Source organism: Pseudomonas fluorescens (assembly GCF_000730425.1).
Lineage (GTDB): Bacteria > Pseudomonadota > Gammaproteobacteria > Pseudomonadales > Pseudomonadaceae > Aquipseudomonas > Aquipseudomonas fluorescens_X.
Genome location: NZ_CP008896.1, coordinates 3,716,155 through 3,729,860, shown reverse-complemented (window position 1 = coordinate 3,729,860; position 13,706 = coordinate 3,716,155). Strand labels below are relative to the sequence as shown.

Here is a 13,706-nt window from a genome sequence, read left to right as displayed (position 1 = left end):
TAGCCTGCACGACGACCATCGGGCCCGGATTTTGTACATCTATTGACACGGCTTTACAGGCGTCAAAAAAATGGCCAAAACAGTCATGCAACTTGAGGGGTTTGACCATTGTTTCTGTCGAGCCCTGCACCCCAGTATTTGCGGGTGTTTTCGGTCCCCGACAATCATTCGAAGAGAGAACGGACGGGCCTCGCAAAGGGGTGACGTTGCGAGTCGGCGCTAACCGCCGAGCAGGTGTTTAGACTGTGCTTTTGCAGGCAATTTGTTATCTTGCCGGACCTGCCGGGCCAAACCCACGCTGTTGCGGATTCCTGATCTGACCTAATAAGAGAAGCCTTGCCATGACCACAGTGCCTTCAAGCATTGCGCCGCCTGCCCGACCGTTGAACCGCAACGATTACAAGACCCTGTCGCTGTCTGCCCTGGGTGGCGCGCTGGAGTTCTACGACTTCATCATCTTCGTGTTCTTCGCCACGGTGGTCGGGAAGCTGTTCTTCCCTGCCGATATGCCCGAATGGCTGCGCCTGATGCAGACCTTCGGGATTTTCGCCGCCGGCTACCTGGCACGGCCGCTGGGCGGGATCATCATGGCGCACTTCGGCGACCTGCTGGGGCGCAAGAAGATGTTCACCCTGAGCATCTTCATGATGGCCGTGCCCACCCTGATCATGGGCTTGTTGCCGACCTACGCGCAGATCGGCCTGTGGGCGCCGATCCTGTTGCTGCTGATGCGCGTGATCCAGGGCGCGGCCATTGGCGGAGAAGTGCCGGGGGCGTGGGTCTTTGTCTCCGAACACGTACCGCCACGGCATATCGGCTACGCCTGCGGCACCCTGACCAGCGGCCTGACCGCCGGGATCCTGCTGGGTTCGCTGGTGGCCACGGCCATCAATACGCTGTACACGCCAGAGCAGGTGTCGGATTACGCCTGGCGGATCCCGTTCCTGCTGGGCGGTGTATTCGGCCTGTTTTCCGTCTACCTGCGCCGCTGGCTGCACGAAACACCGATCTTCGCCGAAATGCAGCAGCGCAAGACGCTGGCCGCCGAGTTGCCATTGCGTGCGGTCCTGCGTGACCACCGTGGCGCCATCGTGCTGTCGATGCTGCTGACCTGGCTGCTGTCGGCCGGTATCGTCGTGGTGATCCTGATGACCCCGACCGTGCTGCAGACGGTCTACCACTTCAGTCCGACCGTCTCGTTGCAGGCCAACAGCCTGGCGATTGTCACCCTGAGCCTGGGCTGCATCCTGTCAGGCGCATTGGCTGACCGCTTCGGTGCCGGGCGTGTGCTGATCGCAGGTTGTGCGTTGCTGCTCGCCACCTCGTGGACGCTGTATCACAGCCTTTTGGACCACCCGGACTGGCTGTTCCCGCTCTATACCCTCACCGGCCTGTTCGTCGGCGTGGTGGGCGTTGTGCCCTACGTGATGGTCAAGGCTTTCCCGCCGGTGGTGCGTTTCAGCGGTCTGTCGTTCTCCTACAACGTCGCCTATGCCGTGTTCGGTGGCTTGACGCCACTGGTGGTGTCGCTGCTGATGAAGGAGAGCCCGATGGGCCCGGCCTATTACGTCGCCGTCATCTGCACCATGGGCATACTGGTGGGTGCGTACCTGTGGAAACGCGGGCGCTAAAACAGCTGTAGGAGCCGGCTTGCCGGCGATGAGGCCGCAAGCTTTGAGGTGATCTTGCTGGCGCCATCGCCGGCAAGCCGGCTCCTACAACGATTACAGAGTGTTTCTGAATTATCCCGATCCCCTGCTTCACCCCCGTATTGACTACGCTTCTCCCCCCGCGCCGGCTTTGTCTTCCGATACTGGCCTTTCATCTAATTGTCATATTCCCGACATAGAGTGTTCACACGGCCTACCGATACTTGGCCCCGATCCAACTATCCCTATCTGCTAGGAGTAAGGCATGAAACTGAAGCGTTTGATGGCGGCAATGACTTTTGTCGCTGCTGGCGTTGCGACTGCCCACGCGGTGGCCGCTGGTGTTGACCCGGCAATTCCGGCTTATACCAAAACCACTGGTGTATCGGGCAACTTGTCCAGCGTCGGTTCCGATACCCTGGCCAACCTGATGACTCTGTGGGCCGAGAACTACAAAAAAGAATATCCGAACGTCAACATCCAGATTCAAGCCGCCGGTTCCTCCACCGCGCCGCCTGCTCTCACCGAAGGCACCGCTAACCTGGGCCCGATGAGCCGCAAGATGAAGGACAACGAACTGCAGGCTTTCGAGCAGAAGTACGGCTACAAGCCGACTGCGATCCCTGTGGCCGTGGACGCCCTGGCTGTGTTCGTACACAAGGACAACCCGATCAAGCACCTGACCATGGCTCAGGTCGACGCAGTGTTCTCGTCGACTCGCCTGTGCGGCGCCAAGGCGGATGCCAAGACCTGGGGCGACCTGGGCGTGACCGGCGACCTGGCCAACAAGCCAGTGCAACTGTTCGGTCGTAACTCGGTGTCCGGCACCTACGGCTACTTCAAGGAAGAAGCCCTGTGCAAAGGTGACTTCAAGCCAAACGTCAACGAACAGCCAGGCTCGGCTTCGGTTGTGCAGTCCATCAGCTCTTCGCTCAACGGCATTGGTTACTCGGGCATCGGCTACAAGACGGCCAGCGTGAAAACCGTGGCCCTGGCCAAGAAAGAAGGCGGCGAGTTCGTCGAAGACACCGAAGAAAACGCCCTGAACGGCAAGTACCCGCTGTCGCGCTTCCTCTACGTGTACATCAACAAAGCCCCGAACAAGCCTCTGGCCCCACTGGAAGCCGAGTTCGTGAAACTGGTTCTGTCCAAACAGGGCCAGGAAGTTGTAGTCAAGGACGGCTACATCCCCCTGCCAGCCAAAGTTGCCGCCAAGGCACTGGCTGACCTGGGTCTGAAAGAAGGCAAGTAAGCCTGCGCTACCTGGTGTAGACGCATGCTCTTGTGTGGGAGCGGGCTTGCCCGCGATGCTGGCGACGCGGTTTGAAATTGAAATCGTGTTGATGCCATCGCGGGCAAGCCCACTCCCACAACAAGCCTGCCTACACCCCTAATTTTTCGGTCCGCTGCCAGCCCTGCTACGCGGCGGATTTCTTGCGTCACTGCATTGTCATCTTTCTGTCATACAGGATCGCTAGGGTGTGCGCATGAATGATCTGGCCAATTCCACCATGACGACGACTTCTCCTCCCAAACGTATTGATTTCAATACGCCTGAGCTGCAACGCAAGCGCCGCATCCGCGCGCTCAAGGACCGCCTGACCCGTTGGTACGTACTGGTCGGCGGCCTTGCCGTTCTCGGCGCCATCACGCTGATTTTCTTCTTCCTGGCCTACGTGGTCGCGCCACTGTTCCAGGGGGCCAGCCTGACCAAGAACGAGGCCCTGAGCCCGGCCTGGATGCAGGATGCCGGCAAGCCGTTGCTGATCTCACTGGAAGAGCAGAACCAGGTCGCCATGCGGGTTTCCGACAAGGGCCAGGCATTGTTCTTCACGGTTGATACCGGCGCTGAACTCAAGCGTGTCGACCTGGCCCTGCCGGCCGGTGCCAGTGTGGTGTCCATCGGTGAAGACCAGCCGGGCAGCCCGCTGGTGATCCTCGGCCTGTCCAACGGCCAGTCCCTGGTGTTCCGCCACTCTTATAAAGTGAGCTACCCGGACGGCAAAAAGACTATCTCGCCCGAGATCGAATACCCCTACGGCGAAGCGCCGATGGTGCTCGACGAAGCCGGTCGCCCGCTGGAACATGTCGCCCTCAACGCCACTGACAGCTCGCTGATCGTTGCCGGTTCCGCCGGTTCGCACCTGAACGTGTTGTCGGTGAGCCGTGAAGAAAACATGATGACCGGCGAAGTGGTCAGCGAGCAGAAACGCATCGAGCTGCCGCAAATGACTGAGCCTGTGAAAGCGATCTTCGTCGATCCGCGCCAGCAATGGCTGTACGTGATCAACGGCCGCGCCCTGGCCGATGTGTTCAGCCTGCGGGACAACAGCCTCAACGGTCGATACAAATTATTGGAAGATGGCAACGCCGAAATCACCGCCAGCACCCAGTTGGTGGGTGGTATTTCGCTGATTGTCGGCGACTCCAAGGGCGGCCTGGCCCAGTGGTTCATGGCCCGCGACCCGGATGGCGAGCAACTCCTCAAGCAGATCCGTACCTTCCAGATGGGCACCACGCCTATCGTTGAAATCACCGCCGAAGAGCGCCGCAAAGGTTTCACCGCCCTGGATGCCTCCGGTAAGTTCGGTGTGTTCCACAGCACCGCGCACCGTACCCTGCTGGTTGACCAGGTGGTCGAAGGCCAGGGCATCTTCGGCATGTCGCCACGGGCCAACCGCGTGATCGTCGAGGCCGGCGGCAAGTTGCAGCCATTGGCCCTCGACAACCCGCACCCGGAAGTGTCCTGGAGCGCGTTGTGGAGCAAGGTCTGGTACGAAAACTACGACGAGCCTAAATACGTCTGGCAATCGACCGCCGCCAACAGCGACTTCGAACCCAAGATGAGCCTGGCACCCCTGACCTTCGGTACGCTCAAGGCCGCGTTCTACGCCATGCTGCTGGCTGCACCGCTGGCCATCGCTGCGGCGATCTACACCGCCTACTTCATGGCCCCGAGCCTGCGCCGCAAGGTCAAGCCGGTGATCGAGTTGATGGAGGCGATGCCCACGGTGATCCTCGGCTTCTTCGCCGGCCTGTTCCTGGCGCCGTATGTCGAAGGGCACTTGCCGGGGATTTTCAGCCTGCTGATGCTGTTGCCGATCGGTATCCTGCTGGCCGGTTTCATCTTCAGCCGCCTGCCTGAGTCGATCCGCCTGCGGGTCCCGGACGGCTGGGAAAGCGCGATCCTGATCCCGGTGATCCTGTTGGTGGGCTGGCTCTCGTTGTACATGAGCCCGTACCTGGAAACCTGGTTCTTTGGTGGCGACATGCGCATGTGGATCTCCCATGACCTTGGCATCACCTACGACCAGCGCAACGCCCTGGTGGTCGGCCTGGCCATGGGTTTTGCGGTGATCCCGAACATCTACTCCATTGCCGAAGACGCCGTGTTCAGCGTGCCCCGTGGCCTGACCCTGGGCTCCCTGGCCCTGGGCGCCACGCCGTGGCAGACAATGACTCGCGTGGTGCTGCTCACCGCCAGCCCGGGGATTTTCTCGGCGCTGATGATCGGCATGGGCCGCGCGGTGGGTGAAACCATGATCGTGCTGATGGCCACGGGTAACACCCCGGTGATGGAGATGAACCTGTTCGAAGGCCTGCGAACGCTCGCCGCCAACGTCGCGGTGGAAATGCCCGAGTCGGAAGTGGGCGGCAGTCACTACCGTGTGCTGTTCCTCTCGGCGCTGGTGCTGCTGCTGTTCACCTTCATCATGAACACCCTCGCCGAGCTGATCCGTCAGCGTCTGCGCAAGAAATACTCGTCGCTTTAAGAAAGGTAGAAGTCTGTGAAACAGAACTCCCTGAATGGATGGTTCAAGAGCGGCGCCCCAGGCGTCTGGATCAGCGGTGGCGCGGTGGCCATCGCGGTCATCATGACCATTGGTTTGCTGGCTGTGATTGCCGTGCGCGGCCTGGGTCACTTCTGGCCGGCCGACCTGATCCAGGCCAACTACAACGTGCCGGGCCAGGCCAACCACATCGTCATCGGCGAAGTGGTACAGAAAGAACAAGTGCCACGTGAGCGCCTGAAAAGCGCGGGCTTGCCCGTGCCGGACGAAGGTCCGGAGTTCATGACCCGTGAGCTGATCAAGGTCGGCAACCGTGACTTGAACGGCAATGACTTCACCTGGATCGTCGGCGAGTGGCTGACCAACCAGACCACGCCTGCCGAGTTGATGGCCATCGAGCGCCGTGAGTGGGGCAACTTCTACGGCACCCTGGTCAACGTCAAGCAGGATGGCAAGGTCGTCGCCGAAGGCGAGGCTGCATGGCCAGAGCTGCAGGCGCGGGTTGAGCGAGTGAACAAGCTGGCCGCCGATCTCAAGACCCTTGAGAAGAGCGATATCGGCGCGATCAACGCGGGCCTTGAACGTATCCGCCTGCACGGTCGCAAGCTGGAGCTCAGTGGCAAGCTCGACGCCACCGCCCAGGCTGATATGGATGCCGAGCGTGCTGAACTGAATGCGCGTTACCAGGCTGTCGAGGCACGCCTGACGGACCTGCACGCCCAGTTCAACCGCGACAGCCTCACTGCCCGCGATGCCAACGGCAAAGAGCTGGAAATCAACATTGGCCATGTGGTGCACGCCTACCAGCCGAACGCCATGGGCACCCTGACCAAGATGGGTTTCTATGTCAGCAAGGTCTGGGAATTCCTCAGCGATGACCCACGGGAAGCCAACACCGAGGGCGGGATCTTCCCGGCGATCTTCGGCACCGTGATGATGACCCTGATCATGGCGATGATCGTGACCCCGTTCGGCGTACTGGCGGCGGTCTACCTGCGTGAATACGCCAAGCAGAACACCTTGACCCGTGTCATCCGTATCGCGGTGAACAACCTGGCGGGCGTACCGGCGATTGTCTACGGCGTGTTCGGCCTGGGCTTCTTCGTCTACGTGCTGGGTGGTTCGGTGGACCGTCTGTTCTTCCCTGAAGCCCTGCCGGCGCCGACCTTCGGTACACCGGGCCTGTTGTGGGCCTCGCTGACCCTGGCGCTGCTGGCTGTGCCGGTGGTGATCGTGGCCACCGAAGAAGGCCTGGCGCGGATTCCACGCACGGTGCGTGAAGGCTCCCTGGCACTGGGCGCGACCAAGGCGGAAACGCTGTGGAAAATCGTCCTGCCCATGGCCAGCCCGGCGATGATGACCGGCATGATCCTCGCCGTGGCCCGCGCCGCGGGTGAGGTGGCGCCGCTGATGCTGGTGGGTGTGGTGAAGCTGGCACCGTCGCTGCCGGTGGACGGCAACTACCCGTACCTGCACCTGGACCAGAAGATCATGCACCTGGGCTTCCATATCTACGATGTCGGCTTCCAGAGCCCCAACGTCGAAGCGGCCCGCCCGCTGGTGTACGCCACGGCGTTCCTGCTGGTGCTGGTGATCGCCGCGCTGAACCTGTCGGCGGTATGGATTCGTAACCACCTGCGCGAGAAGTACAAGGCGCTGGATAGCTGATTGAATTGAACGCGGACCCAATGTGGGAGCGGGCTTGATCGCGAATGCGGTGTATCGGTAGTGGATAGGTCGGCTGACCTGACGCTTTCGCGAGCAAGCCCGCTCCCACAGGGAACCGGGTTGGAAACAGATTTGAGGTAAACCGCAAGGCCCACTATGAAGCCTCGGTTCAACGAAACGAATTGGTAGCACAGGGAGCATCCCATGCAACATGAAACCCATTCCCACGGCATCAACATGTCAGCCCTGGGTCGCGACAAGCAGAGCCTGAGCCTGGCCGAAGAAACCGTGGCCATCGAAGTCCCGGGCCTGAGCCTGTACTACGGTGAGAAGCAGGCGCTGTTCGACGTCAGCATGAACATCCCCAAGCAGCGCGTGACTGCCTTCATCGGCCCGTCGGGTTGCGGCAAATCTACGCTGCTGCGCACCTTCAACCGCATGAATGACCTGGTGGACGGTTGCCGTGTGGAAGGCGCGATCAATCTCTACGGCAGCAATATCTACCGCAAGGGCGAAGACGTGGCTGAGCTGCGTCGCCGGGTGGGCATGGTGTTCCAGAAGCCCAACCCGTTCCCCAAGACCATCTACGAAAACGTGGTCTATGGCCTGCGCATCCAGGGCATCAACAAGAAGCGCATCCTCGACGAAGCGGTCGAGTGGGCCCTCAAAGGCGCGGCGTTGTGGGACGAGGTCAAGGACCGCCTGCACGAATCGGCACTCGGCCTGTCCGGTGGCCAGCAGCAGCGTCTGGTGATTGCCCGTACCATCGCCGTGGAGCCGGAAGTGCTGCTGCTCGACGAACCCTGCTCGGCACTCGATCCGATCTCGACGCTGAAAGTCGAAGAGCTGATCTACGAGCTCAAGTCCAAGTTCACCATCGTCATCGTGACCCACAACATGCAACAGGCGGCACGGGTTTCCGACTACACCGCGTTCATGTACATGGGCAAACTGGTGGAGTTTGGTGATACCGATACCCTGTTCACCAATCCGGCGAAGAAACAGACCGAAGACTACATCACCGGTCGCTACGGCTAGGACGCCGTGGTTCTGATTGCACTGAACGCTGCGGTTCTCCGCACCTTACCGGACGCTCCAAGGACGCCAACATGATTAGCAAAGAAGGCCTTACCCACCACATCTCCGCGCAGTTCAACGCCGAGCTTGAGGAAGTGCGCAGCCACCTCCTGGCCATGGGCGGTCTGGTGGAGAAGCAAGTCAACGACGCGGTGACCGCACTGATCGAGGCTGACTCGGGCCTTGCCCAGCAAGTGCGTGAGATCGACGACCAGATCAACCAGATGGAACGCAATATCGACGAAGAATGCCTGCGCATCCTCGCCCGCCGCCAGCCGGCGGCGTCCGACCTGCGGTTGATCATCAGCATTTCCAAGTCGGTGATCGATCTTGAGCGTATCGGCGACGAAGCCACCAAGATCGCCCGTCGCGCCATCCAGTTGTGCGAAGAGGGCGAAGCGCCGCGTGGCTACGTGGAAGTGCGCCACATCGGCGACCAGGTGCGCAACATGGTCCGCGACGCACTGGATGCTTTTGCCCGTTTCGACGCCGACCTGGCGTTGTCGGTGGCCCAGTACGACAAGATCATCGACCGCGAGTACAAGACCGCCCTGCGCGAGCTGGCGACCTACATGATGGAAGACCCGCGCTCCATCTCGCGGGTGTTGAGCATCATCTGGGTGTTGCGCTCCCTGGAGCGGATCGGCGATCACGCACGCAACATCTCGGAACTGGTCATTTACCTGGTGCGCGGCACCGACGTGCGGCACATGGGCCTCAAGCGCATGAAAGCCGAAGTTGAAGGCACGGCCGATCAAATCCCTAATGTTCCGGACGAATCTGACGATAAGTAAGATTGCCCGAGAAATAAACGCCCGGCCTCTGGTCGGGCGTTTTTGTTTGTGGCGTATGAGTTTTGCGCTGCGGGCAGGCATAAAGTCCCGGCGTGACTGACGAGTTTTTGGCAAGATGCCATCAGTTAAGCGTTTTGCTTGCCGAGGTTTTGAGAGGATGAAGGGTCGATGAGTAAAGTCAGTGTGTTGGTGGTGGATGACGCCTCGTTTATTCGCGACCTGGTGAAGAAGTGCCTGCGCAACTACTTTCCCGGCATCAAGATTGAAGATGCGGTAAACGGCAAAAAGGCCCAGGCCATCCTGATGCGCGAAACCTTCGACATGGTGTTGTGCGACTGGGAAATGCCGGAAATGTCCGGCCTGGAACTGCTGACCTGGTGCCGTGAGCAGCCGCAACTCAGGGCCATGCCGTTTGTCATGGTCACCAGCCGCGGCGACAAGGAAAACGTGGTCCAGGCCATTCAGGCCGGAGTCTCCGGCTACGTCAGCAAGCCGTTCACCAACGAGCAGTTGCTGAACAAGGTCAAGCAGGCATTGAACAAGATCGGTCGCCTTGATGCCCTGCTGGCCAGCGCACCGACCAAGATGAACTCGGCCTTTGGCAACGATTCCCTCAGCGCCTTGACCGGCGGCAAGCCCGAAGCGGTCAAGCCGGCGCCGGTGGCTGCGCCGAGCAAAGGCTTGCTCAACAGCTCGCCCGCGCAGCCTGTCGCCGCCCCTTCGGCCGCCAGCGGTCGTGGTCAGGGCCAGTTGCGCCTGTCCAGCGGCACCCAGCAATGCGTGATCAAGGCGCTGAGCATCAAGGAGGCGTTGCTGGTGGTGCGCCGTGGCGACGTCCTGCCCCAAGTGCTGGAAAGCGCGGTGCTCGACCTGGAGCAAGGCGAGAACGCCGAAACCGCCCGCCTCAACGGCTACCTGCACGCCATCGTCGCCTACGAGCCACGCCCCGACAGCGACTGGCTGCAACTGACCTTCCGCTTTATCGACCAGGACGCGCAGAAGCTCGACTACATCTCGCGGCTGATCGCCCGGGGTACGGCGCAGAAGCATTTTGTGCCGGGTGCCTGAACCAACCCCCCGATCCCTGTAGGAGCTGGCAAGCCGGCTCCTACAGGAGGCGCAGGCTCACACAACAGTGTCATGAACCCTTGCTAGCCTGCCGTTCAGTCATACCCGGCAGGTTCATCCCATGCTTGTGCGTTTTATGTTGTTTTGTGGCCTGTGCGCGGTCGCTTCATCGACCCTGGCCATGACCCTCTATCGTTCGACCGATGCCCGAGGCGTGGTGTTTTTCAGCGACCAGAAAACTCCCGGCGCCCAGGCGTTTGTGTTCCAGGAGCGTCGGGTGGTGCCGGTGAAGCGCCAGGTGCTTGAGCCCCAGCCGCCGCACAACCTGCGGCCAGCGCAGTTCCAGCGCTACCCGTTGCCCTGGCGCGGCGGTCCCTTCCGCCTGACCCAGGGCCCAGGCGGTACGTTCAGTCACGCCGACGTCAAGAGCCGCTACGCCATGGACATCGCCATGCCCGAGGGCACGCCGATCATCGCTGCGCGGGGCGGGGTGGTGGTGAGGACCGAGAACAGCCAATCGGGGCGGGGCAGTGACCCGTCGGGCAACTTCGTGCGGGTGTTGCACGATGACGGCACCCACGGTGTGTATCTGCACCTCAAGCAGGGTTCGGTCAGCGTCAGGGACGGGCAACGGGTGGGGGTGGGCAGTCCTCTGGGGTTGTCGGGTAATACCGGCAACAGCAGCGGGCCGCACCTGCATTTTGTGGTGCAGCGCGATACGGGCGCAGGGTGGGTATCGATTCCGTATGAGTTCACGCAGCCGGTACAGGCCTTGCCCAACTTTGCGTCGGGCCTGTAGGCGCCGGCTTGCTGGCGATCCAGGCGCCTCGGTACATCAAGTTTTACCGAGGGGAGGCTATCGCCGGCAAGCCGGCTCCTACAGGGGTCAGTCGAGCATCAGTACTTTGGCCAGTACGATTTTCGGGCCTTTCATCTTCTTGATGATGATCCGCAGGCCTTCCACTTCCAGCACTTCTTCCTCTTCCGGCACCCGGTTCAGGGTGTCGTAGATCAAGCCGGCGAGGGTTTCGGCCTCGATGTGGTCCAGGTCGAGGCCCAGCAGGCGCTCGATCTTGAACAGTGGCGTATCTCCGCGCACCAGCAGCTTGCCTGGCTGGTAGGCGAGGATGCCGCGCTCGGCCTTGCGGTGTTCGTCCTGGATATCGCCCACCAGCACTTCCAGCACGTCTTCCATGGTCAGGTAGCCGATGATGTTGCCGTCGGCCTCCTCAACCAGGGCAAAGTGCGCGCCGCCCTTGCGGAACTGCTCCAGCAACTGCGACAGCGGCATGTGCCGCGAGACGCGCTCCAGCGGGCGGGTCAGCTCGGCCAGGTTGAACGACTCGGGGATATGGTCCAGGGCCGCGAGTTCCAGCAGCAGATCCTTGATGTGCAGCAGGCCGACAAACTCACCGCGCACGGCGTCGTACACCGGGTAGCGGCTGAATTTGTGGCGACGGAACAACGCGAGGATTTCCTTGAGCGGGGCATTGAAATCCAGGGTCACCAGGTCTTCTCGGGAGTTGGCCCAGTCCACGACTTCCAGTTCGCCCATTTCCACGGCTGAGGCCAGCACGCGCATGCCTTGGTCGCTTGGGTCCTGACCACGGCTGGAGTGCAGGATCAGCTTGAGCTCTTCGCGGCTGTAATGGTGCTCATGGTGTGGACCGGGCTCGCCCTGGCCGGCGATGCGCAGAATCGCGTTGGCACTGGCATTGAGCAGGTAGATTGCCGGGTACATCGCCCAGTAGAACAGGTACAGCGGCACCGCAGTCCACAGCGACAGCAACTCGGGCTTGCGAATGGCCCAGGACTTGGGCGCCAGCTCACCGATCACGATGTGCAGGTAGGAAATCACGAAGAAAGCGGCGAAGAACGACACGCCCTTGATCACTTCGGCCGATTCGACGCCCATGGCGCTCAGCAGCGGCTCCAGGATATGCGCGAAGGCCGGTTCACCGACCCAGCCCAGGCCCAGGGAGGCGAGGGTGATACCCAGCTGGCAGGCCGACAGGTAGGCGTCGAGCTGGTTGTGTACGGTGCGCAGGATCTGCCCGCGCCAGCCATTGGTGTGGGCGATCGCCTCGACCCGGGTAGCGCGCAGTTTGACCATGGCAAATTCCGCCGCAACGAAGAAACCGTTGAGCAGTACCAGGATCAGTGCAAAAAGAATCATGCCGAAGTCGGCGAAGAGTGTCGCGAGGGTGATACCAGGGGAAGGGTCCATGATGGGGTTTTGCGGGTTCCGTGTGTTCAAAGAGGGTGATGGCTGTGCCTCAAGGGCGGGCACAAGTCAGGCAATGTAGCGGCTGATGGGGCGCTTGCCTAGTGGCGGCTGCCAGCTCTCACAGGGGAATGGGGATGGCTTCAGATTATTCCTTTGTCGCCACGGCCTGCGAATGAGTGACCTGGGTCGGCGCAAAGTGGCAGGTAAAGGTGCTGCCGTGGCCCAGCACACTGCTGATTTCCAGGCGGGCCCGATGGCGCAGCAACACATGCTTGACGATCGCCAGGCCCAGCCCGGTGCCGCCGGTGTTGGAGTTGCGGCTGGAGTCGACGCGGTAGAAGCGCTCGGTCAGGCGTGGCAAGTGCTTGCTGTCGATCCCGATCCCCGAATCCTGCACGCTCAGGTGCGCCCCCTGCGGATCGGCCCACCAGCGGATGCGGATCGTGCCTTGGTCCTGGGTGTACTTCACGGCGTTGAACACCAGGTTGGAAAAGGCGCTGCGCAATTCGCCTTCGCTGCCCTTGAGCAGCACCGACGGGTCGGCTTCCAGGGTGATCTGCTGGCCGCGTTCGCCGGACAGCGCCTGGGCATCATTCTTGATGCTCTGCAGCAGGCTCTGTACGGCCACGGGATGGTTGTCCGAGGGGTAGTCGGTGGCTTCCAGCTTGGCCAGCAGCAACAGGTCGTTGAGCAGGGTCTGCATGCGCGAGCCCTGTTGCTGCATTTGCTGCAAGGCTCGGTTCCAGCGCGGGTTGATCTCTTCGACGTTGTCCAGCAGCGTCTCCAGATAGCCACAGATCACCGTCAGCGGCGTGCGCAACTCGTGGGAGACGTTGGCGACGAAGTCCTTGCGCATCTGTTCCAGTTGATGGATGCGAGTCACGTCGCGCACCAGCATCAAGTGTTCGTTGTTGCCGTAGCGCGTGAGGTACAACTGGATGCGCACCCGGTCATTGGTGGGCGACGGGATTTCCAGGGCTTCTTCGTAGTTGTCCTGCTCGAAGTACTCCTTGAAGCGCGGATGGCGTACCAGGTTGGTCACCGGCTGGCCGCTGTCCTGGGGCGTCTTGAGGCCCAGCAGGGTCTCGGCGGCGCGGTTCCACCATTCCAGGTTGCCGTCGCTGTCGAGCATGATCACCGCGTCCTTGAGCGCGGCGGTCGACTCCTGGACCCGGTCGATCACCGCTTGCAGGCGGCCACGCACCCGCTGGTCGCGGCGTTGCAGGTGGTAGATGCTGTCGAACACCTCGCCCCACAGGCCGTAGCCGTCGGGTGGCGCTTCATCGGGTTTGTGCTGGCGCAGCCACTCGTGCAGGCGCAGCAATTGCTTGAGGGTCCAGCCCAGGTAGAGGCCCAGGCCAATGGCCAGGCTCCAGCCGTAGTAGCCGCTGATCAGGCCGACCAACAGGCAGCCGGTGACCAGCAAGAGCAT

General features: G+C 61.5%; 10 protein-coding genes. 8 read left to right on the top strand and 2 right to left on the bottom strand.

From position 1 onward, the window contains the following. The first annotated feature begins 350 nt into the window (after positions 1-350). The 8 genes from HZ99_RS16770 to HZ99_RS16735 all read left to right on the top strand — a co-directional run bounded on the left by HZ99_RS16770 (position 351) and on the right by HZ99_RS16735 (position 10,846). Positions 351-1,631 (top strand): MFS transporter, encoded by a 1,281-nt coding sequence (locus tag HZ99_RS16770; protein WP_181883274.1) that lies wholly within the window; start codon positions 351-353, stop codon positions 1,629-1,631. Between the two features lie 283 nt (positions 1,632-1,914). Beyond that, positions 1,915-2,901, top strand: coding sequence for a phosphate ABC transporter substrate-binding protein PstS (locus tag HZ99_RS16765; protein WP_038444526.1), 987 nt, complete (start codon positions 1,915-1,917; stop codon positions 2,899-2,901). Positions 2,902-3,388: 487 nt separating this feature from the next. After that, complete coding sequence (locus tag HZ99_RS16760) at positions 3,389-5,422, top strand: ABC transporter permease subunit (protein WP_181883273.1); 2,034 nt, start codon at positions 3,389-3,391, stop codon at positions 5,420-5,422. A 15-nt stretch (positions 5,423-5,437) separates the two neighbouring features. Next, positions 5,438-7,108, top strand: coding sequence for a phosphate ABC transporter permease PstA (pstA, locus tag HZ99_RS16755; RefSeq protein WP_038444523.1), 1,671 nt, complete (start codon positions 5,438-5,440; stop codon positions 7,106-7,108). Positions 7,109-7,312: 204 nt separating this feature from the next. Then, positions 7,313-8,146: a phosphate ABC transporter ATP-binding protein PstB gene (pstB, locus tag HZ99_RS16750; RefSeq protein WP_029289934.1), complete on the top strand. Its 834-nt coding sequence runs from the start codon at positions 7,313-7,315 to the stop codon at positions 8,144-8,146. Positions 8,147-8,217: 71 nt separating this feature from the next. Further along, on the top strand, positions 8,218-8,979 hold the full coding sequence (phoU, locus tag HZ99_RS16745) for a phosphate signaling complex protein PhoU (protein WP_029289933.1): 762 nt from the start codon (positions 8,218-8,220) through the stop codon (positions 8,977-8,979). A gap of 168 nt (positions 8,980-9,147) precedes the next feature. Next, positions 9,148-10,047, top strand: coding sequence for a response regulator (locus tag HZ99_RS16740; RefSeq protein WP_038444522.1), 900 nt, complete (start codon positions 9,148-9,150; stop codon positions 10,045-10,047). 121 nt (positions 10,048-10,168) lie between these two features. Beyond that, positions 10,169-10,846, top strand: a complete 678-nt coding sequence (locus tag HZ99_RS16735; RefSeq protein ID WP_038444520.1) for a M23 family metallopeptidase — start codon at positions 10,169-10,171, stop codon at positions 10,844-10,846. Positions 10,847-10,933: 87 nt separating this feature from the next. Here HZ99_RS16735 and HZ99_RS16730 read toward each other — a convergent pair whose 3' ends face one another. Further along, positions 10,934-12,274 (bottom strand): hemolysin family protein, encoded by a 1,341-nt coding sequence (locus HZ99_RS16730; RefSeq protein WP_038444518.1) that lies wholly within the window; start codon positions 12,272-12,274, stop codon positions 10,934-10,936. 145 nt (positions 12,275-12,419) lie between these two features. Then, positions 12,420-13,706, bottom strand: a complete 1,287-nt coding sequence (gene phoR, locus HZ99_RS16725) for a phosphate regulon sensor histidine kinase PhoR (protein ID WP_235205602.1) — start codon at positions 13,704-13,706, stop codon at positions 12,420-12,422.